The organism is Staphylococcus sp. 17KM0847, from assembly GCF_013463155.1.
GTDB lineage: Bacteria > Bacillota > Bacilli > Staphylococcales > Staphylococcaceae > Staphylococcus.
On sequence record NZ_CP040781.1, the window covers coordinates 969,793 to 990,758 of the forward strand.

General features: G+C 35.6%; 21 protein-coding genes. 20 read left to right on the forward strand and 1 reads right to left on the reverse strand.

The genetic code is table 11. The features are described 5' to 3' along the window. The first annotated feature begins 34 nt into the window (after positions 1-34). Positions 35-2,071 carry a DNA internalization-related competence protein ComEC/Rec2 gene (locus FGL66_RS04595; RefSeq protein WP_180810414.1) on the forward strand — a complete coding sequence of 679 codons (2,037 nt, stop codon included), beginning with the start codon at positions 35-37 and terminating at the stop codon, positions 2,069-2,071. An 86-nt stretch (positions 2,072-2,157) separates the two neighbouring features. Continuing rightward, positions 2,158-3,150 carry a DNA polymerase III subunit delta gene (holA, locus tag FGL66_RS04600; RefSeq protein ID WP_180810415.1) on the forward strand — a complete coding sequence of 331 codons (993 nt, stop codon included), beginning with the start codon at positions 2,158-2,160 and terminating at the stop codon, positions 3,148-3,150. Between the two features lie 111 nt (positions 3,151-3,261). On the opposite strand, the gene rpsT is transcribed toward holA, so the two are convergent. After that, entirely contained in the window at positions 3,262-3,510 is a 249-nt protein-coding gene (gene rpsT / locus FGL66_RS04605; RefSeq protein ID WP_180810416.1) for a 30S ribosomal protein S20, read from the reverse strand. A 243-nt stretch (positions 3,511-3,753) separates the two neighbouring features. Between rpsT and lepA the strand changes: the two genes are divergently transcribed. From lepA to era, 18 genes are all read left to right on the forward strand, one after another. Beyond that, positions 3,754-5,577, forward strand: a complete 1,824-nt coding sequence (gene lepA, locus FGL66_RS04610) for a translation elongation factor 4 (protein WP_180810417.1) — start codon at positions 3,754-3,756, stop codon at positions 5,575-5,577. 63 nt (positions 5,578-5,640) lie between these two features. Next, positions 5,641-6,759: a radical SAM family heme chaperone HemW gene (hemW, locus tag FGL66_RS04615; protein WP_180810418.1), complete on the forward strand. Its 1,119-nt coding sequence runs from the start codon at positions 5,641-5,643 to the stop codon at positions 6,757-6,759. 102 nt (positions 6,760-6,861) lie between these two features. Beyond that, positions 6,862-7,851, forward strand: a complete 990-nt coding sequence (gene hrcA, locus FGL66_RS04620) for a heat-inducible transcriptional repressor HrcA (RefSeq protein ID WP_180810419.1) — start codon at positions 6,862-6,864, stop codon at positions 7,849-7,851. Positions 7,852-7,891: 40 nt separating this feature from the next. After that, positions 7,892-8,494, forward strand: coding sequence for a nucleotide exchange factor GrpE (gene grpE, locus FGL66_RS04625; RefSeq protein WP_180810420.1), 603 nt, complete (start codon positions 7,892-7,894; stop codon positions 8,492-8,494). A 63-nt stretch (positions 8,495-8,557) separates the two neighbouring features. Next, positions 8,558-10,384, forward strand: a complete 1,827-nt coding sequence (dnaK, locus tag FGL66_RS04630) for a molecular chaperone DnaK (RefSeq protein ID WP_180810421.1) — start codon at positions 8,558-8,560, stop codon at positions 10,382-10,384. A gap of 106 nt (positions 10,385-10,490) precedes the next feature. Beyond that, entirely contained in the window at positions 10,491-11,627 is a 1,137-nt protein-coding gene (gene dnaJ, locus FGL66_RS04635) for a molecular chaperone DnaJ (protein ID WP_180810422.1), read from the forward strand. Between the two features lie 5 nt (positions 11,628-11,632). Beyond that, entirely contained in the window at positions 11,633-12,568 is a 936-nt protein-coding gene (gene prmA / locus FGL66_RS04640; protein ID WP_180810423.1) for a 50S ribosomal protein L11 methyltransferase, read from the forward strand. Continuing rightward, positions 12,568-13,320, forward strand: a complete 753-nt coding sequence (locus tag FGL66_RS04645; protein WP_180810424.1) for a 16S rRNA (uracil(1498)-N(3))-methyltransferase — start codon at positions 12,568-12,570, stop codon at positions 13,318-13,320. Before prmA ends, FGL66_RS04645 begins: the two co-directional genes overlap by 1 nt. Before the next feature lie 4 nt (positions 13,321-13,324). Then, on the forward strand, positions 13,325-14,671 hold the full coding sequence (gene mtaB, locus FGL66_RS04650) for a tRNA (N(6)-L-threonylcarbamoyladenosine(37)-C(2))-methylthiotransferase MtaB (protein ID WP_180810425.1): 1,347 nt from the start codon (positions 13,325-13,327) through the stop codon (positions 14,669-14,671). Between the two features lie 168 nt (positions 14,672-14,839). Continuing rightward, positions 14,840-15,016 carry a 30S ribosomal protein S21 gene (rpsU, locus tag FGL66_RS04655; protein WP_002471046.1) on the forward strand — a complete coding sequence of 59 codons (177 nt, stop codon included), beginning with the start codon at positions 14,840-14,842 and terminating at the stop codon, positions 15,014-15,016. 229 nt (positions 15,017-15,245) lie between these two features. Further along, positions 15,246-15,941 (forward strand): NfeD family protein, encoded by a 696-nt coding sequence (locus FGL66_RS04660; RefSeq protein WP_180810426.1) that lies wholly within the window; start codon positions 15,246-15,248, stop codon positions 15,939-15,941. Positions 15,942-15,958: 17 nt separating this feature from the next. Continuing rightward, entirely contained in the window at positions 15,959-16,957 is a 999-nt protein-coding gene (floA, locus tag FGL66_RS04665; RefSeq protein WP_180810427.1) for a flotillin-like protein FloA, read from the forward strand. 16 nt (positions 16,958-16,973) lie between these two features. Beyond that, positions 16,974-17,615: a hypothetical protein gene (locus FGL66_RS04670; protein ID WP_180810428.1), complete on the forward strand. Its 642-nt coding sequence runs from the start codon at positions 16,974-16,976 to the stop codon at positions 17,613-17,615. Positions 17,616-17,886: 271 nt separating this feature from the next. After that, positions 17,887-18,831: a PhoH family protein gene (locus FGL66_RS04675; protein WP_180810429.1), complete on the forward strand. Its 945-nt coding sequence runs from the start codon at positions 17,887-17,889 to the stop codon at positions 18,829-18,831. A gap of 4 nt (positions 18,832-18,835) precedes the next feature. Next, positions 18,836-19,309 carry an rRNA maturation RNase YbeY gene (gene ybeY / locus FGL66_RS04680; RefSeq protein ID WP_180810430.1) on the forward strand — a complete coding sequence of 158 codons (474 nt, stop codon included), beginning with the start codon at positions 18,836-18,838 and terminating at the stop codon, positions 19,307-19,309. Beyond that, entirely contained in the window at positions 19,309-19,644 is a 336-nt protein-coding gene (locus tag FGL66_RS04685; RefSeq protein ID WP_180810476.1) for a diacylglycerol kinase family protein, read from the forward strand. The genes ybeY and FGL66_RS04685 overlap by 1 nt, the downstream gene beginning before the upstream one ends. 12 nt (positions 19,645-19,656) lie before the next feature. Next, entirely contained in the window at positions 19,657-20,070 is a 414-nt protein-coding gene (cdd, locus tag FGL66_RS04690) for a cytidine deaminase (RefSeq protein WP_180810431.1), read from the forward strand. Continuing rightward, the gene (era, locus tag FGL66_RS04695) at positions 20,063-20,959 is read left to right on the forward strand and encodes a GTPase Era (RefSeq protein WP_180810432.1); all 897 of its coding nucleotides are present in this window, start codon (positions 20,063-20,065) and stop codon (positions 20,957-20,959) included. The genes cdd and era overlap by 8 nt, the downstream gene beginning before the upstream one ends. Positions 20,960-20,966: the final 7 nt, after the last annotated feature.

Here is a 20,966-nt window from a genome sequence, read left to right on the forward strand (position 1 = left end):
CACTATAATCATTGGGTATGCCATAGAGCAATATATGATACATCCATATGTAGGACATCATACATTATCGACAATATCAACGAAACAACGGACACACTTACATTTTGATACCTTACCAGTAATAACAGGGCAGCAAATGATAGCAAATGCAAGTGTGAATGGTGAACGTTATCGATTTACACTATATAATGTAGGGGATACAATTAGAGCTTTAGATGCTGCCTTCTGGTCTACGCATGTATGCGAAGTTGAAGCGACTTTGAAACCTCCTCAACAAATTGGACAAACAGGTTATATCAGTGTAAATACGATGGATATTTCGCAATGCAAACCTTACAAGACAACATCGCTACATCTGCATATTCAGCAAATTCGTAATAAAATCATTGAGAATATTAGAAATGAGCAGTTACCGGGAAGCCAGTATATTATTGCTGTATCCACTGGTTTTACAGATTTTATATCGCAGGCGGAAAAACAACAATTTAGAGATTTGGGTATTTCGCATTTATTAGCTGTCAGTGGCACACATGTCGGTATTTTGACTGCATTGTTTTATAGGATAGGGAAAAGACTCCCTCTTCCTATTTTTATTACTCAAATGCTTCTTCTTTTGATATTACCTTGTTTTCTAATCTTTTCAGGTGCTACTCCAAGTGCAGAACGCTCCGTCATTATGGCGATGCTCGCTATTTTATTATCAAGTTATATAAAGATTGTAGGATTACATATTTTATGTTTATCTTATATACTTATTTCCGTTTATCAGCCTGAACTCCATTTTCATATTGGATTTCAATTTTCATTTTCTATCTGTTTTTTACTTATCTTATTACAACAAACTTATATGAAACAACATTTAGGGATACGTTTATTTTTATCGAGTTTTGTTGCTTTACTAGGGACGCTTCCTATAAGTTATCAGCACTTTAACGAGATACAATGGTTAAGCGTATTGACCAACTTCTTTTTTATTCCGCTGTATAGTCTTTGTATTATACCTATGTCTTTTTTAACTGTAATGATTGCATGGATAAGTCCTTCGCTATTATCTCTTTTTAATTACCCATTCTCACTCTTTTTTCAAATACAATCAAAGTTGATCGCACTTTTTTATCCTTTGACCCAATGGAAGATGATTATAGCAGATTTAGGTGAAATCGGTTATGTACTTATTATTGTATTTGTTGTGATATGTTGCTTTTTATTGTCTAAAAGAAAGTTTAAAATATGTCTGATTATGGTCAGTTTATTGATGATCGTAAATCATGTGTGTTATCCGGAATATCAAAATAGGATGACTGTAATAGATGTTGGACAAGGAGATGCAACATTATTTGAAACGGCCACAGGTGAAACTTTGATGATAGATACTGGAGGAGAAAGGGAAGAAAGTCAATATAAACATCGTACATCTATTACGGATGCTAAAACATATCCATTATTAAAAAAGAGAGGGATTCGATGCATTGATTATTTAGTTATTACACACCCACACGCAGATCATATTGGAGAACTTCCTAATTTAGCAAATAAGTTAAAAATCCGTAATATTATGATTAATCCTAATCGTTTTGATGAATACTATTTTAAAGTGGTAAAGAATGTGTGTGAAAGTGAAGGCGCAAAGCTGATATCATATTTAGACCAACAATATTTGAAGTTAGGCGATTTTCAATTTTCTTTTTTAAATACAGACATTGATTTGAGTGATGACTTAAATGAACATTCAATTATAACGTCCGTACAAATTAAACAATACCATCTTTTATTAATGGGGGATGCAACAATAGCAAACGAAGATAAGTTAATTGAAAATTACACATTGCCTAAAGTAGATATTTTAAAAGTCGGTCACCATGGAAGTAAAACAAGTAGTTCAGAAAAGTTTTTAGATACGATACATCCTGATATTGCATTGATTTCCGCTGGGAAGTCTAATTTATATCGCCTTCCAAGCCCTATCATTATAGATCGATTGCAAGAACGTCATATTCAAACCTATAATACAGCAGATCATCATCATATTGTTGTACATTTTGATAAAACGTATAAATTATATCGGGAATGAAGGTTTATATTCTGATTTCATTTACATCGCCCTGTCAAAAATCGTGTTATAATAAAGAAATATTGATGTACGAAAGGGAGTATAACATGGCACAATTGCATGTTGTTTATGGAGAAGTCCCAGAACTCATTGAAAAAAAGAGTGAGCAGCTCATTGAAGGTTATTTAGTGGACGAGCCTAAAGATGATTTTAATTTTGTTAAATATAATTTGTATGATACCGAAATAAATATCATCCTTGAAGAAGCAATGACTTTACCTTTTTTCTCGAATAAAAAAGTCGTATTAGTTCAAAACAGCTATATCTTCACTGGAGAAAAAGCACCTAAAGACGTACAGCCTAACACTGATGCATTATTGAAGTTTATTGAAAATGACAAAGGGGATTGTCTTATCATTTTTCAAGTAAATGCTACAAAGTTAGATGAACGGAAAAAGATTGTTAAAGCATTGAAGAAGCATGCAACCATTAAAAAGATAGAGCAGTTTACAGAACAGGAAATGAAAAAATGGATTCAAACGCAACTTCATGAACAATTTAAAGATATTAAACAAGATGCCTTAGATACATTGATTGAGTTAACAGGTATTCATTATCGCATCGTTCAACAAGAGTTGGAGAAGATACAGTTATTTATTGGTGATCGTCCAACAATTACCAAAAGTGACGTCCAAACTATTGTTAATAGAAGTTTAGAACAAAATGTTTTTCTTTTAACAGATTATATCCAAAAAGGGCAAAAAGATCATGCGATTAGATTAATGAGGGATTTAGTTAAACTTAAAGAGGAACCGATTAAGTTGCTTGCTTTAATTACAAGTAATTATCGCTTGTATTACCAAAGTAAAATATTGAGCACTAAAGGATATTCGGGTCAGCAAATTGCTCAGACAGTAGGTGTACATCCTTATCGTGTGAAGCTCGCATTACAACAAGCACGTAAATATCATCTTACACAATTGCTTTCTATCATAGATGCATGTGCTGAAACGGATTATAAATTAAAATCTTCATACATGGATAGTGTATTAATTCTTGAACTTTTTATATTGAGTATAGGACAAAACTTTAAACAATAAAGAAGCTGGAGATCACAAATGAGTTGTTAAAGTAGAAAAACCCCCAGTAACAAACGAATTAAGCGTTTGTTACTGGGGGTTGATCAATAACTCAGTACTTTGAGTTATTGATTATTTTGCTGACATTAATTTTGATTTCATTCTATCAGCTTTGTTAGAATGAATTAAGTTCTTTTGCGCAGCTTTATCAATACGTTTGATTGCTTTGCTTACTAATTCTTGTTTATTATCAGCATTAGTTTCAATTGCTTTTTTAGCACTTTTCACTGCTGAACGCATGTCATTTTTTTGAGAAATGTTTTGGTTCTCAGCTACTTGAGTTGTTTTTACACGTTTAATAGCAGATTTGATATTTGGCATAGAAGACACCTCCTAGAATCATCTTGGTATCAAAATAAATTTGATTACAACAAAATTCATTCTATCAAATGTCTATACAATGTGCAATCATTAATTGAGTGCTTCACTTTATTTTTTTAACTTTTTACGATTTGAAGAGGTTAAGCATTGATACAGTGAGTTGCAATTGTACGCTAAAAACGTTATTATAGCAAAGATGTAAAAGTTTTTATGGGTCAATCTTATGAAAGTGAGTAGGATATTATGAATAATAGTGAGCGTTTAAATAGACGAAAAAATATTAGAAACTTTTCGATTATCGCACATATCGATCATGGTAAATCGACATTAGCGGATCGAATTTTAGAAAATACTAAATCAGTAGAATCTCGCGAAATGCAAGCACAATTGCTAGATTCTATGGATTTAGAACGTGAGCGAGGCATTACGATTAAGTTAAATGCTGTACGCTTGAAATATGAAGCCAAAGATGGAGAAACTTATACTTTTCACTTGATTGATACGCCGGGACATGTCGACTTTACATATGAAGTCTCTCGTTCGCTAGCCGCTTGTGAAGGTGCGATTTTAGTTGTAGATGCTGCACAAGGTATTGAAGCTCAAACATTAGCTAACGTATATTTAGCACTGGATAATGATCTGGAACTGATCCCAGTTATTAATAAAATTGACTTGCCAGCCGCAGAACCAGAACGTGTGAAACAAGAAGTAGAAGATGTTATTGGTTTAGACCAGGATGATGCTGTACTTGCGAGTGCAAAATCTAATATCGGTATTGAAGAAATACTAGAAAAAATTGTCGAAATAGTACCTGCTCCAGATGGCGATCCTGCTGCCCCACTTAAAGCACTTATTTTTGACTCGGAATATGATCCCTATCGCGGTGTCATTTCATCCATTCGTGTTGTAGATGGTGTTGTAAAACCGGGAGATCGCATTCAAATGATGGCAACTGGAAAAACATTCGAGGTCACAGAAGTAGGGATTAACACACCTAAACAGCTACCAGTAGATGAATTAACGGTGGGAGATGTAGGCTATATTATTGCAAGTATTAAAAATGTAGATGATTCACGTGTTGGTGATACGATCACGCATGCGAGTCACCCAGCAACAGAGCCGTTAAAAGGTTATAAAAAAATGAATCCAATGGTGTATTGTGGTCTCTTTCCAATTGATAATAAAGATTACAATGACTTGCGTGAAGCGCTTGAAAAGTTACAGCTTAATGATGCTTCACTCGAGTTTGAGCCAGAATCATCAAAGGCATTAGGTTTTGGTTATCGAACTGGATTTTTAGGTATGTTGCATATGGAAATTATTCAAGAACGTATTGAAAGAGAGTTTGGTATCGAATTAATTGCAACAGCACCATCTGTTATTTATACAGTGATTTTAAGAAATGGTGAGTCTATTCAAGTGGATAATCCAGCACAAATGCCAGAGCGAGACCAAATTGAAAAAGTGTTTGAACCTTATGTACGAGCAACGATGATGGTGCCTAATGATTATGTAGGTGCTGTAATGGAACTTTGTCAGCGCAAACGTGGTCAATTTATTACAATGGATTATTTAGATGATATTCGTGTAAACATTGTTTATGAATTGCCATTATCAGAGGTTGTTTTTGATTTCTTTGATCAATTGAAGTCGAATACAAAAGGATATGCTTCTTTTGATTATGAATTTATTGAGAATAAAGAGAGTAACCTTGTTAAAATGGATATTTTATTAAATGGCGATAAGGTCGATGCGTTGAGCTTTATTGTCCATCGTGATTTTGCATATGATAGAGGTAAGGCACTTGTTGAAAAACTTAAAACATTGATTCCTAGACAGCAGTTTGAAGTGCCTGTTCAAGCAGCAGTAGGTCATAAAATTGTTGCACGTACAAACATCAAATCAATGGGTAAAAACGTGTTGTCTAAGTGTTACGGTGGCGACATTAGTCGTAAGCGTAAATTGCTTGAAAAACAAAAAGCAGGTAAAGCTAAGATGAAAGCAGTCGGAAATGTTGAGATTCCACAAGACGCTTTCTTAGCTGTATTAAAAATGGATGAAGAATAAGCAGATAAGCTCCCAATCATTACGACATGGGGGCTTATTTGTTAAGGAGGAAAAGTAATACCAATGATTAAAAGCGCGTACATACATATTCCTTTTTGTGTAAAGATTTGCACATATTGTGACTTTAATAAATATTTTATACAAAATCAGCCTGTCGATGACTATTTAAGTTGTTTGATTGAGGAGATGTCGTGGGTGGGCAAGAGAGAACTAGAAACACTATTTGTCGGAGGGGGTACACCCACGGCACTGTCTGTAAAACAACTCGAGCGTCTGCTTATTGCTATCAATGATCAATTTGATATTCATGGGGAATACACGTTTGAAGCAAATCCAGATGAATTGACAGAAGAAAAGGTTGCATTGTTAAAACGATACGGTGTAAATCGCTTATCTTTAGGGGTTCAGACATTTGATCAAAAGTTACTAGAAACCTTGGGACGTAGCCATAAACGAGAGGATATTTTTAAAGCTGTTGAGAATGCACGAAAGTATGAAATCAAATCGATCAGCTTAGATTTGATGTATCACCTTCCTGGTCAAACAATGGCGCAGTTGGATAATAGTTTGACAGAAGCATTATCGCTCCATGTCGACCATATTTCGAGTTATGGATTAATTTTGGAAAAGCAGACACAATTTTATAATTTATATCAAAAAGGACAGCTACAACTACCGGATGAAGATATTGGAGCTGATATGTACAATTTCATGGTTCAAAAGTTAGAGCAGCATGGTATGCATCAATATGAAATTTCTAACTTTGCTAAAATAGGTCATGCATCTGAACATAATAAGGTGTACTGGCGTAACGAAGAATATTTTGGTTTTGGTGCTGGTGCAAGTGGCTATGTCAATGGTGTAAGGTATACGAATATTAATCCTGTGAATCATTACATTGATAAAGTCACGCATAGTACACCTCCTATATTGACAGAAACCACACCGAGTTTAGAAGAGCGCATAGAAGAAGAAATGTTTTTAGGATTACGAATGAATCAAGGCGTAGATAAAGAGCGTTTTGCAGTTAAGTTTGGTTGTGTGCTTGATGATTACTACAAAGAAGAAATCGATCAACTTGTTCAAAGACACCTTATTACGAATTCGCCAACGCATATTGCACTGACTTCTAAGGGACGTGTTATGGGTAATTCCGTTTTTGAAGCGTTTATTAAACTTTAGCATAGAACTTCAAAATTATAAGCTTTAACATTGACTTATTTTGACCAATTTGATAAATTATAATTAGCACTTGAGATAAAGGAGTGCTAATGAGGTGGAAACATGATTACTCAAAGGCAAATAAGTATTCTAAATGCAATTGTTGAAGATTATGTTGAGTTAGGCCAGCCAATTGGCTCATCCACACTAATAAAGAGACACAATGTTCAAGTAAGTCCTGCGACAATCAGGAATGAAATGAAAATATTGGAGGAACAAAACCTTATTGAAAAAACACACTCCTCATCTGGAAGAGTTCCGTCTGAAGAAGGTTTTAGACTCTACGCAAATCAATTGTTAGAACAACCGATGAGTCATGGCAAATATAGTGAGCTAAACCTCGGTGCATTGTTTAGTGCGCATCATTTTGATATTTCATCAACACTAGACAATTTAGCACAATTATTTTCTGATCAATCTCATTATACAACGCTGGTCGTAGGACCTGACCACACAAAGTCATCGATTATTGATATCCATCTTATGAAAGTCAATGCAAATCATATTATTGTTGTATTGATTCATCAGACAGGATATGTGAAGCATTTACATCTATCATCAAGTTTAGCATTAGATGATCATACAATTATTAAGTTATCTAATGTTATATCTGAGAACCTTGAAGCGTTTCTTAAAGATGGTAATCAACATCATATCGATGCTTATCGGTTAATGGGATTTAACGACATAGAGGTAGCTGTTTTGCTCCAGATTTATTATTTAATTAAAAAGCACCTTGAGTCAGCAACGTCGCGCATTTATATGGGTGGCAAAGATCAGCTGATTGAAAGCTTAAATGAGCATACAGTTTCATCTATTCAACCCATATTGAAATATGTTGAATCTGATCATATTGCACAATTGATTCATCAAATGTCAGATTCACTGATAAATATACGCATTGGTTCGGAAATAGGGCATAATTTACAAGGGATTGCTATTGTAACAAGTCCCTATACACTTTCGAATGATTTACAAGGCTATGTTGCGGTCGTTGGTCCAGCAGCAATGCGCTATCAAAATGTGATACAATTGCTCAATCGAATGAAGTAACAGTATAACTATAACTGATACAGTGTATGGAGGTTTAGAAATGACGGAAGAAAAAGAACTACGTGAAGAAGAAACATCAAAAGATGCTGAGACGACAGACATCGAAACAGATACTGAAAAGACAGAAGTCGAAAGTAATACAGAAGATGTTGTTGAAGAGGTAGAAAGTGAAGAAAGCGAAGAAAGCACACTCGAACAACAAATTGAGACATTAAAATCTGAAGCAGATGCAGCTCAAGAAAAATATTTACGTCTTTACGCAGAATTTGAAAATTATAAACGCCGTATTCAAAAAGAAGCGGATATTCAGAAAACATATCGTTCGCAACAAGTGCTAACAGATATTGTTCCGACATTAGATAATTTTGAAAGAGCTTTACAAATCGAAGGCGATGATGAGTCCTTTGTGTCACTCAAAAAGGGTGTCCAAATGGTTTATGATAGCTTGATAAAAGCACTAGAAGAGAACGGTTTAGAACGTATTCAAACTAAAGGAGAACAGTTTGATCCGAATTATCATCAAGCGGTTATCCAAGATGATAATCCAGAGTTTGAATCTGGTGCAATTACTGAAGAGCTTCAAACAGGTTATAAGTTAAAAGACCGTGTATTGAGAGCTTCTATGGTAAAGGTTAATCAATAGTTTTGACTAAAAAGACTTAAATGTGTAAAATAATTATGTTTGTAAATTAGGAGGAATTGGAATATGAGTAAAGTAATTGGTATTGACTTAGGAACAACAAACTCTTGTGTATCAGTGTTAGAAGGTGACGAGCCTAAAGTAATTCAAAATCCTGAAGGTGCAAGAACAACACCATCTGTTGTTGCATTTAAAAACGGAGAAACACAAGTTGGTGAGGTTGCTAAACGTCAAGCAATCACAAACCCAAATACGATTCAATCTATTAAAAGATATATGGGTACAGAACATAAAGAAAATATTGAAGGTAAAGACTATACACCACAAGAAATTTCAGCGATGATCTTACAAAATTTAAAAAGTACAGCGGAAAGTTATTTAGGTGAAAAAGTTGATAAAGCTGTTATTACTGTTCCCGCTTACTTTAATGATAGTGAACGTCAAGCAACAAAAGATGCAGGTAAAATTGCTGGTTTAGAAGTAGAACGTATTATTAATGAACCAACTGCTGCTGCATTGGCATATGGATTAGATAAAACAGATAAAGAGGAAAAAGTGCTTGTATTTGACCTTGGTGGAGGTACTTTTGATGTATCTATCCTTGAATTAGGTGATGGTGTATTTGAAGTACTAGCAACTGCTGGTGATAACAAACTTGGTGGTGACGACTTTGACCAAGTCATTATTGATCATTTAGTTAAAGAATTTAAATCTGAAAATGGTGTTGACCTTTCTCAAGATAAGATGGCTTTACAACGTCTTAAAGACGCTGCTGAAAAAGCGAAAAAAGATTTATCAGGTGTATCTTCAACACAAATCTCATTACCGTTCATTTCAGCGGGTGCGTCAGGTCCATTACACTTAGAAACAACATTAACACGTGCAAAATTTGAAGAATTAGCAGATCATCTTGTACAAAAAACAATGGGGCCAACACGTCAAGCAATGAAAGATGCTGGTTTATCCAATGCTGATATTGATGAAGTCATTTTAGTGGGTGGTTCTACACGTATTCCAGCAGTTCAAGAAGCAATTAAAAAAGAAACAGGTAAAGAACCAAACAAAGGTGTAAACCCTGACGAAGTTGTTGCAATGGGTGCTGCTATTCAAGGTGGCGTTATTACAGGTGACGTTAAAGATGTCGTATTACTTGATGTTACGCCATTATCATTAGGTATTGAGATCATGGGTGGCCGTATGAATACGTTAATCGAACGTAATACAACAATCCCAACATCTAAGTCACAAGTTTATTCAACTGCTGCAGACAACCAACCTGCTGTGGATATCCACGTACTACAAGGTGAACGTCCAATGGCTTCAGACAACAAAACACTTGGTCGTTTCCAACTTACAGATATTCCACCAGCACCACGTGGTGTACCACAAATTGAAGTAACATTTGATATTGACAAAAACGGTATTGTTAATGTTACAGCAAAAGATTTAGGTACAAATAAAGAACAAAATATTACAATTGAATCATCATCATCATTATCTGATGAAGAAATCGATCGTATGGTTAAAGATGCTGAACAAAATGCTGAAGCAGATAAAAAACGTCGTGAAGAAGTAGATTTACGCAATGAAGCAGATCAGCTTGTATTCCAAGTGGATAAAACGTTGACTGACTTAGGCGAAAATGTAACAGAAGACGACAAAAAAGATGCTGAAGAGAAAAAAGAAGCACTCAAATCAGCACTTGAGAGCGAAGATATCGATGCAATTAAAGAGAAAAAAGAAGCATTAGAACAAGTGATCCAACAACTTTCAATGAAAATGTATGAGCAAGCACAACAACAAGCGCAGCAAGCACAAGGCGATGCAGCGCAACAAGATGATTCAGTAGAAGATGCTGAATTTAAAGAAGTAAATGATGATGATAAAAAATAATTATTTATTCATATAGGTTGACTGAAACGGTCACTTAGAGGGGCTAGGACAATCATCGTCCCAGCCCCTTATTATTTATAAATTGTGATTGAAGGGAGAGAGTGCGTTGGCTAAAAGAGACTATTATGAAGTGCTTGGACTATCAAAAGGTGCGTCAAAAGATGAAATTAAACGCGCATATCGTAAATTATCAAAAAAATATCATCCGGATATTAACAAAGAAGAAGGTGCGGATGAAAAGTTTAAAGAGATAAGTGAAGCATATGAAGTATTAAGTGATGAAAACAAGCGTGCAAATTATGATCAATTTGGTCATGCAGGTGCACAAGGTGGATTTGGGCAAGGCTTCGGAGGTCAAGACTTTTCAGGTTTTGGTGGCGGTGCTGGCTTTGAAGATATTTTTAGTTCATTCTTCGGTGGTGCACAACGTCAAAGAGATCCAAATGCTCCTAAAAAAGGTGACGATTTGCAATATACAATGACAGTTACATTTGAAGAAGCTGTCTTTGGTACAAAAAAAGAAATTTCAGTTAGAAAAGAAGTTGTGTGTCATACATGTGATGGAGAAGGTGCCAAACCCGGAACTAAAAAGCATACATGTAGCTATTGTAATGGTGCAGGTCATGTATCTGTTGAACAGAATACAATTCTAGGACGTGTTCGTACACAACAAGTATGTCCAGAGTGTAATGGATCAGGTCAACAATTTGATGAACCTTGTACGACATGTCATGGTAAAGGAACTGAGATGAAAAATGTTAAACTAGAAGTAACCGTTCCTGAAGGTGTAGATAATGATCAACAAATTAGATTAGCAGGTCAAGGTTCACCGGGTGAAAACGGCGGTCCCGCTGGTGATTTATATGTTGTATTTCGTGTTAAACCTTCTGATCAGTTTACAAGAGAAGGCGATGATATTTTATATCAACATTCTATTAACTTTGCCCAAGCAGCACTTGGTGATGAGATAAAAATCCCAACATTGAATGGTCATGTCATGCTTACTATTCCAGCAGGTACACAGTCTGGAAAACAATTCCGTTTAAAAGGTAAAGGGGTTAAAAACGTTCATGGCTATGGCTACGGTGATTTATTCGTCAATATTAAAGTGGTCACACCAACAAAATTAACAGATAAACAAAAAGAACTGTTAAAGGCTTTTGCAGAAGAGAGTGGCGACACAATTCAGGAACAACCAAGTAACTTTAAAGATAAAGCACGTCGTTTCTTCAAGGGAGATTAATTGAGATGAACTGGATAGAATTATCTGTAACGGTGAATGAAGAGGCTGAACTGATTGTAACTGATTTAATACAAGATATGGGATCCAATGGAGTAGCAATAGAAGATTCTAAAACGTTGACTCAAGAGCGGGAAGATCGTTATGGAGAAATATTTGATTTGGATCCGTCTGATTATCCAGAACAGCATATGATTGTCAAAGGTTACTTTACTGAAGCGTCCTTTGATGATACGTGTATACAACAGTTATATAATACGTTGTGTGCACACAAACTTGTGAATGAAGATATTGTTGAAGTTAAGACAAAAACAATTGCTGAGGCAGATTGGGAAAATGAATGGAAAAATTATTTTCATCCGTTCCAAGCCTCAGAGAAGTTTTATATTGTTCCAAGTTGGGAAACGATTGATCAAAATGAGGATCATCTTTATATTGAACTTGATCCAGGTATGGCTTTTGGTACTGGAGATCATCCTACAACAAGTATGTGCTTAAAGGCATTAGAACGTATTATCCAACCATCACACAGTGTTATAGATGTAGGGACAGGTTCAGGTATTTTGAGTATTGCGGCCCATTTATTACAAGCTCAATCCGTTAAGGCTGTTGATTTGGATGAGATGGCGGTAAAGGTTGCTAAAGATAACTTCAAAAAAAATCACTGTGATACAGCGATTGAAACAGCAACAGGTAATTTATTAACGCATGAGACAGATAAATACGATGTTGTCATCGCTAATATTTTAGCCCATATTATTGAACGTATGATCACGGATAGTTATAAAACTTTAAATGATTCAGGTTATTTCATTGCATCTGGAATTATTGATGAGAAGTCCGAAACAATTCAACAACAGATGATGGCGGTTGGTTTCGAAATTGTTGATGTACAACATGACAATGGTTGGGTGTGCATTACTGCCCAGAAAGGAATGCCATAATGCAAAGATATTTTTTAAACGAGAACGCTGAGCAACATCAGCGTTTTTTTATCACAAGTAAAGATGACATTCATCATATCACTAAGGTGATGCGCTATACAGTGGGAGATGAAATGGTTGTCAATTTTAATCAACAGCAAACATTTCAAGTACGCATTGTCGATATATCGGGACAATCTATTGAAATTGAAACGATACATCGATTAGATATCCATACAGAACTTCCGATAAAAATAACTGTAGCAAGTGGTTTAATTAAGTCTGACAAATATGAGTGGTTATTGCAAAAAGCGACAGAATTAGGAGCATATGCTTTTCTTGCTATTCAAATGGATCGTTCTATCGTTAAACTCAATATGCAAAAAGCGAATAAAAAATTAGAACGTTGGCAAAAAATAGTAAAAGAAGCAGCTGAACAAAGCTATCGTCAGTATATTCCATCAGTGAATTATTGCTCGAAATTTAAAGATGTCTATGATACAATGAGTGAATATGATTATGTATTAATGGCATATGAAGAGCAGGCTAAATGTGGTGAAACCTCAAATTTTAAGACAACGCTTTCCCAAGTTGAAGAGGGTGCTAAAGTATTGTTGCTTTTTGGTCCTGAAGGTGGTTTCAGTGAGGATGAAATTGATTTGTTCAGCACACATGCGACAGTTATCGGCTTAGGACCACGTATACTTAGAGCTGAAACTGCACCTTTATATGCATTAAGTGCCATTAGTTATGAAATAGATTTAATGGGGTGAAAATATGTCAACAGTTGCCTTTCATACATTAGGTTGTAAAGTCAATCACTATGAGACTGAAGCAATTTGGCAATTATTTAAAGAAGCAAACTATGACCGTGTAGACTTCGAACAAAATGCAGATGTTTTTGTGATTAACACATGTACAGTTACAAATACTGGAGATAAAAAAAGTCGCCAAGTGATTAGACGAGCAATTAGACAAAATCCAGAAGCTGTTGTCTGTGTTACAGGCTGTTATGCACAAACATCTTCTGCTGAAATTATGGAGATACCCGGTGTTGATATTGTAGTAGGTACACAAGATCGCCATAAATTGTTGTCTTACATCGATGCATATCAACAAGAGCGTCAACCGATCAATGGTGTGAGTAACATTATGAAAAATCGCACTTACGAAGAGTTGGATGTACCTTATTTTACAGACCGTACACGTGCATCGCTTAAAATACAAGAAGGTTGCAACAACTTCTGTACATTTTGTATTATTCCTTGGGCACGTGGTCTAATGCGCTCTCGTGATCCACAAAAAGTTGTTGAACAAGCCACACAGCTCGTTCAATCTGGTTATAAAGAAATTGTTTTAACGGGCATTCATACAGGTGGATATGGACAAGATTTAAAAGACTATAATCTTGCACAATTACTACGAGATTTAGAAACAGTTAATGGCTTAGAGCGCATCCGTATTTCATCTATTGAAGCAAGTCAATTAACAGATGAAGTGATTGCAGTATTACAACAATCAACCAAAGTTGTTCGCCATTTACATATCCCACTTCAGTCGGGATCGGATACAGTATTGAAACGCATGCGCCGCAAGTATTCAATGGCACATTTTTCTGAGCGTATTCAAAAGTTGCATGCTGCCTTACCGGGTTTAGCTGTTACCAGTGATGTGATTGTTGGTTTTCCTGGCGAAACCGAAGAAGAATTCCAAGAAACCTATGACTTTATCGTTAAACATCAATTTTCAGAGTTGCATGTATTCCCATACTCACCACGTATTGGTACGCCTGCTGCACGCATGGATGACCAAATTGATGAAGAGATTAAAAATGAACGTGTACACAAGCTAATAGAACTAAGTAACCAATTAGCTAAAACATACGCTTCACAATTTGAACATGACGTGTTAGAAGTGATTCCGGAAGAGAAAAGTGCCAAAGATGGTGTATTGGTTGGCTATGCTGATAACTATATGAAAGTAGAATTTGAAGGCGATACATCTTTAATTGGTCAAATTTGCAAAGTGAAAATTGACAAAGTGGGCTATCCTATCAATTACGGTACATTTCTAAGAACAGTTGAACATGCAAACAACCAATCTGAACTCGAAATGTTAGCTTAATTAGCTGAATTGGATAATATATTTATATAAAAAATTTGAAGTTATCATAAAAAATGTAATTTTGTCGATTGACCGATAATCCATTTTAATTTATACTATTGTTTACATGGTGAGTTACTATGTAAATATGAAAAAGTTTTTTTGATATTTGGAGGGAGGGAAATACAGATGTCTAAAACAGTAGTCCGTAAAAACGAATCATTAGAAGATGCATTGCGTCGTTTTAAACGCTCAGTTTCAAAAAGCGGTACAATTCAAGAAGTTCGTAAACGCGAATTCTATGAAAAGCCAAGTGTAAAACGTAAGAAAAAATCTGAAGCTGCTCGTAAACGTAAATTCAGATAATTCATTAATGTGTTGAACTCCCTCAACGTTCAAATTAATGATATATAAGAAACCTCAGATATTTGACATTGCTCAAGTATCTGAGGTTTTTTGCTTAATAATGGAAGCAAATCTCTAAATAGAATGAGCGCTAGTATAAGGTATACTGAGCTACATTCATTAAAGCCTTTTGCGCAATGACTATTTTCATGTATACTACAAAGAGAGAGTGAGGTGTCTTAAAGTTCTAATGGGTGTACATATGTTATTCCTCTATACCTTTATTTCATTCCAAGAAGGGTTAGAAAAGTTTGGAGCGTGGGTAACATCTCCAGTGAGCACATTAATTCTAACTTGTATTGTTTTTCTAGGATTTGTCTATCAACTTTATTCAAAGCGCTTAAACTTTTCAGGTATTTTATCATTATTAGCGCTGCTGCTTATTTTTTTAGGGTTTGTCATTCAGGGTAGTCTATCTACAATGACATTTATTATTTTTATGATAGGCGTTATTCTAGTGATCATCGAGCTGTTTATAGTGGGGGCAGTTCTTGGTTTGATTGGTATGGGTCTTATCATTTTTAGTTTGGTAACCATGGGTGATAATTTATCTATGATGTTACTAAATGTGTGTATTGCACTAATATTAACAATTATTGAGTGGGTGATTTTAGTGAAGATTTTCAAAAAAACAATTTCTTTATTTGATAATGTTGTTTTAAAAGATTCGACTAACAAAGAGTCGGGCTATACTTCTCACAATGATCGTTCCCATCTCGTTGGTAAGGTTGCTACAACTTTAACAGATTTACGACCATCTGGCATTATTGTATTAGATGGTGAACGCATTGACGCTGTATCAGAAGGTGGTTTCATCCTTCAACAATCACAAGTAGAGATTATTGAAGTAGAAGGTACACGTGTCGTTGTTAGACAAAAACATTAATTAAAAGGAGAGAAATTATGTTTACAACAGGTTTTATTTCGTTAATAGTTATTGCTGTGTTAGTTATCGTAGCATTAATGATTTTGTTTTCATTTGTACCAGTAGGACTATGGATTTCTGCGCTAGCTGCTGGAGTTAAGGTAAGTATTGGTACATTGGTGGGTATGCGCTTACGTCGTGTATCACCTAGAAAAGTCATTGGACCATTGATTAAAGCACATAAAGCAGGTCTTCAATTGACAACAAATCAGTTAGAATCGCACTATTTAGCTGGAGGTAATGTAGATCGAGTAGTTGATGCGAATATTGCGGCACAACGTGCTGATATTAATTTACCTTTTGAACGCGGAGCTGCCATTGATTTAGCAGGACGTGACGTTTTAGAGGCTGTTCAAATGTCAGTTAACCCTAAAGTTATTGAAACACCATTTATTGCTGGTGTTGCTATGAATGGGATTGAAGTAAAAGCCAAGGCACGTATTACAGTTAGAGCTAATATTTCACGTCTTGTTGGTGGTGCAGGAGAAGATACAATTATTGCACGTGTTGGTGAAGGTATCGTTTCGACAATTGGTTCAAGTGAGCACCATTCACAAGTTCTTGAAAATCCAGACAATATTTCAAAAACTGTACTAAGTAAAGGTTTAGATTCAGGTACAGCTTTTGAAATTTTATCAATCGATATTGCAGATGTTGATATTAGTAAAAATATCGGTGCAGATTTACAAACAGAACAAGCGATTGCAGACAAGAACATTGCACAAGCTAAAGCCGAAGAACGTCGTGCAATGGCTGTTGCACAAGAACAAGAAATGAAAGCACGTGTGCAAGAAATGCATGCCAAAGTTGTTGAAGCTGAAGCTGAAGTACCACTAGCTATGGCTGAAGCACTTCGATCAGGTAACATTGGCGTTAAGGATTACTACAACTTGAAAAATATTGAAGCAGATACAGGTATGAGAGAAGCAATTAATAAACACTCTCAGCAACAAAACGACACACCATCTGACCAATAATAAATGAGGTGATTATATGAGTATGGGTTTCATTATTTTCCTCATTACAATTGCGATTTCATTGTTTAGTGCAATTGGGGATAAACAGCATGAAAAACGTCAAAAACAGCAACCACCTCGTCCAAAACAACAACAAAAACCAGCAAAGGGCTTTTTTGATCAAGTACAGGAGTCCATTCAAGAGATTGAACAAGAGATAAAACAAGCTATGAACGACGACACACCTAAAGAATCTAAAGCACCAACACAAACAAGAACACCTCAGAAAGATCAAACACCACAAACTTTTGATGATGCTAAAGGTCCATTAGAACCGCCACCGTCAGAATATGAATCGCCTGCAAATGTAAATAGACGTCATGATGAAGAGAGCGCACGACAAGCATTGCAAGACATGGTAACAACACGCATGAATGAATTGGATGACGAAATGCATCGAGAGCGCCAAAAACAGCTTGCGCGTATTGAACGTCGTGCAAAAGCGATTATTCAAGATGAATATTTATCGCAGCGAACAAAAGAAATTAAGCTAAAAGCACTGACTAACGCAACAAATGCAGGGAATAAAAAACAGCATAGTCTTGCCTTTTCTGACAATGAAGTGGTCAATGGTATGATTTGGTCAGAAATTCTAAATAAGCCGAAGCAATTACGATAATATGATGCGTAATGAATGACACATTTAAAAGTGAGATTGTGAAACCTTTTTCGATGATTAAGGTTTCCATCTCACTTTTTTAGTATCGGGATGATTTAAGATGTTTCATATCATATCCTTAAATAATTATTTTGATACAAGAGATTTTTATCTCAAGCCTATAATACCTAAATCATGCTATAATAAGCATGAACAATGCGTAAATAATTATTGCATAGAACAATTTATTTCTGATAGATTGAAGTTAATCATAAGATAAAGGAGTAACTGTATGCCTGGAATTATTCAAATAGATGATATACATCAAGCACAAGCGTTGTTAGGTAATAATGATGAACATATCGAATTGATCGAAGCTGCCTTTGATGTAATCATCCATGCTCGTGGACAAGAAGTAGCCGTAAAAGGACAAAAAATCGCGGACGTTACAATTGTTGAGTCACTTTTACACCATTTACTAAAAGTCATCGAAAAAGGTGAAAATATTAGGGTGAAAGATGTACAAGCTGCAATTAAAATGGCTAAAAATGGCACCATAGACCATCTTGTTGATTTATATGATGAAGAAATCACGAAAGATGCATATGGCAAAGTGATTCGTCCTAAAACGATGGGGCAACGTATGTATATTCATGCGATGAAACAACATGATTTAGTTTTTGGCATTGGACCAGCTGGAACGGGGAAGACGTTTTTGGCAGTTGTTTATGCGGCTAAGGCTTTGCGTGCAGGGCAAGTTAAGCGTATTGTACTCACAAGACCCGCAGTAGAGGCTGGCGAATCTCTAGGATTTTTACCTGGTGATTTAAAGGAAAAAGTAGATCCTTATTTGCGCCCATTATATGATGGTTTGCACACAGTATTAGGTGCCGAACAAACAACACGCTTTATTGAACGTGGTGTGATCGAAATTGCCCCATTAGCTTACATGCGAGGACGAACATTAGATGATGCATTCGTCATACTAGACGAAGCACAAAATACAACACAAGCTCAGATGAAAATGTTTTTAACACGACTTGGTTTTGGTTCTAAAATGGTTGTAACCGGTGATAAGACACAAATAGATTTACCGAAAGGCGTGAAAAGTGGATTAGTAGAAGCTGAATCGCGCTTAAAAGGTATAAAAGGTTTAAGTATACAACATCTTGATCAAGCAGATGTTGTCAGACATCCACTGGTAGGCCGTATTATTACAAGATACGAGGAGGAATGAAATAATGTTTACTATTGATTTTAGTGATCATACGGAGCAAGTTGAACCGACTTGGCGCCACCAAATCGAACAGCTATTAACTTTTGCAAAAGAGCAGGAGGCTATCACAGAAGATGCTGAACTATCTGTTACTTTTGTAGATAAAGACGAGATACAAAGCATTAATCGTGATTATCGTGATAAGGATAAAATAACAGACGTGATTTCTTTTGCATTTGAAGAAGATGAAGACATATTTGAGGACTTTGAAGGTGTGGAAGTGCCTCGTGTACTTGGGGACATTATTATTTGTACAGATGTTGCCAAAGCGCAAGCAGAGCAATATAATCATTCATTTGAACGTGAACTGGGGTTTTTAGCATTGCATGGTTTCTTACACTTGCTGGGTTACGACCATATGACTGAAGAAGATGAGCGTGTGATGTTTGGGCGTCAAGATGAGATTTTATCAGCATTCGGTTTAACGAGAGATCGATGATTAGACGATTTAAACATGCTTTGAGTGGTGGTCGTATATTATTATGTAAAGATATTAATTTTCTTTTGCATCTGACTGCTGGTTTGATAGTGTTTATACTCGGTTTCACTTTGAAAATTTCTATGTTGGAGTGGCTTTTTATTTCAATTGCTGTATTTTTAGTGTGGTTAGCTGAAGCTATTAATACTGCCATAGAATATGCAGTGGACCTTTCAACAACTTCGTATCACACTTATGCCAAGTATGCAAAAGATATTGCAGCATTTAGTGTTTTACTTGCTGCACTTTTAGCTTTAATTATTGGTAGTATTGTATTTATACCTAAAATTTTATAAGAGGTGATTGATATGACATTCACTGATCGACATTTTGAAGAAGTAAGAAAAGCACAGCAAAATGCATATGCACCATATAGTCATTTTAAAGTAGGTGCCTATTTATTAACAAAGGACGGCAAAGCATTCCACGGGGCTAACATTGAAAATGCGGCATATCCTGCAACGATTTGTGCAGAGCGTTCGGCACTCGTTGCGGCGATGTCACAAGGTTATCGTCCCGGTGATTTTGCCTCTATTACTATTACAGTTGACAGTGATGTGATTTCATCACCGTGCGGAACATGTCGTCAGGTCCTTAAAGAGTTATGTGACGATGATATGCCTGTTTATATGACAAACAATACAGGTGCAATGAAAAAGAGGACTGTTGCCGAATTATTACCACTTGGATTTTCAGGAAAGGATTTAAATATTAATGAATGAATATAAATCAGGATTTGTTACGATTATTGGACGACCTAACGTAGGAAAGTCTACTTTTGTAAATCGTGTGATCGGTCATAAAATAGCGATAATGTCTGATAAGGCACAAACAACACGCAATAAAATTCAAGGCGTGATGACACAACAAGATGCACAGATTGTTTTTTTAGATACACCGGGGATTCATAAGCCTAAACATAAGTTAGGTGACTACATGATGAAAGTTGCCAAAAATACATTATCTGAGATTGATGCAGTGATGTTTATGGTTAATGCAAATGAAGATATCGGTCGCGGAGATCAGTATATTATGGATATGTTAAAAACCATAAAAACACCTGTCTTTCTTGTATTAAATAAGATTGACCTTGTACATCCAGATGAGTTAATGCCAAAAATTGAGCAGTATCAGTCATATATGTCATTTGCTGAAGTGGTACCACTTTCTGCATTAGAGGGTCATAATGTTGATCACTTTTTAAATGTTTTAAAGTCATATTTACCTGAAGGACCTCAATATTATCCAGACGGACAAATCTCAGATCATCCAGAGCAATTTGTTGTGAGTGAGTTGATACGTGAAAAAATATTACAAACAACGTCAGAAGAAATACCACATTCCATCGGTGTTAATGTAGAACGCATGATTCGAGAAGATGAAGCGCGTGTACGTGTAGAAGCTGTTATTTATGTTGAACGTGATTCTCAAAAAGGTATTGTTATTGGGAAAGGCGGCAAAAAGCTCAAAGAAATAGGGAAGCGTGCGCGTCGTGATATTGAGCATCTATTAGGTTCTAAAGTGTATTTAGATTTATGGGTGAAAGTACAAAAAGATTGGCGCAATAAATCTCATTTTATTAAACAAATGGGATATGTAGAAGATGAGTAGTTTAGCA

What these genes read in the sequence shown, in the direction of transcription:
- FGL66_RS04595 (WP_180810414.1), top strand. Translation starts at nt 35, where the DNA reads ATGATACATCCATATGTAGGACATCATACATTATCGACAATATCAACG.
- holA (WP_180810415.1), top strand. Translation starts at nt 2,158, where the DNA reads ATGGCACAATTGCATGTTGTTTATGGAGAAGTCCCAGAACTCATTGAA.
- rpsT (WP_180810416.1), bottom strand. Translation starts at nt 3,510, where the DNA reads ATGCCAAATATCAAATCTGCTATTAAACGTGTAAAAACAACTCAAGTA.
- lepA (WP_180810417.1), top strand. Translation starts at nt 3,754, where the DNA reads ATGAATAATAGTGAGCGTTTAAATAGACGAAAAAATATTAGAAACTTT.
- hemW (WP_180810418.1), top strand. Translation starts at nt 5,641, where the DNA reads ATGATTAAAAGCGCGTACATACATATTCCTTTTTGTGTAAAGATTTGC.
- hrcA (WP_180810419.1), top strand. Translation starts at nt 6,862, where the DNA reads ATGATTACTCAAAGGCAAATAAGTATTCTAAATGCAATTGTTGAAGAT.
- grpE (WP_180810420.1), top strand. Translation starts at nt 7,892, where the DNA reads ATGACGGAAGAAAAAGAACTACGTGAAGAAGAAACATCAAAAGATGCT.
- dnaK (WP_180810421.1), top strand. Translation starts at nt 8,558, where the DNA reads ATGAGTAAAGTAATTGGTATTGACTTAGGAACAACAAACTCTTGTGTA.
- prmA (WP_180810423.1), top strand. Translation starts at nt 11,633, where the DNA reads ATGAACTGGATAGAATTATCTGTAACGGTGAATGAAGAGGCTGAACTG.
- FGL66_RS04645 (WP_180810424.1), top strand. Translation starts at nt 12,568, where the DNA reads ATGCAAAGATATTTTTTAAACGAGAACGCTGAGCAACATCAGCGTTTT.
- mtaB (WP_180810425.1), top strand. Translation starts at nt 13,325, where the DNA reads ATGTCAACAGTTGCCTTTCATACATTAGGTTGTAAAGTCAATCACTAT.
- rpsU (WP_002471046.1), top strand. Translation starts at nt 14,840, where the DNA reads ATGTCTAAAACAGTAGTCCGTAAAAACGAATCATTAGAAGATGCATTG.
- FGL66_RS04660 (WP_180810426.1), top strand. Translation starts at nt 15,246, where the DNA reads ATGGGTGTACATATGTTATTCCTCTATACCTTTATTTCATTCCAAGAA.
- floA (WP_180810427.1), top strand. Translation starts at nt 15,959, where the DNA reads ATGTTTACAACAGGTTTTATTTCGTTAATAGTTATTGCTGTGTTAGTT.
- FGL66_RS04670 (WP_180810428.1), top strand. Translation starts at nt 16,974, where the DNA reads ATGAGTATGGGTTTCATTATTTTCCTCATTACAATTGCGATTTCATTG.
- FGL66_RS04675 (WP_180810429.1), top strand. Translation starts at nt 17,887, where the DNA reads ATGCCTGGAATTATTCAAATAGATGATATACATCAAGCACAAGCGTTG.
- ybeY (WP_180810430.1), top strand. Translation starts at nt 18,836, where the DNA reads ATGTTTACTATTGATTTTAGTGATCATACGGAGCAAGTTGAACCGACT.
- cdd (WP_180810431.1), top strand. Translation starts at nt 19,657, where the DNA reads ATGACATTCACTGATCGACATTTTGAAGAAGTAAGAAAAGCACAGCAA.
- era (WP_180810432.1), top strand. Translation starts at nt 20,063, where the DNA reads ATGAATGAATATAAATCAGGATTTGTTACGATTATTGGACGACCTAAC.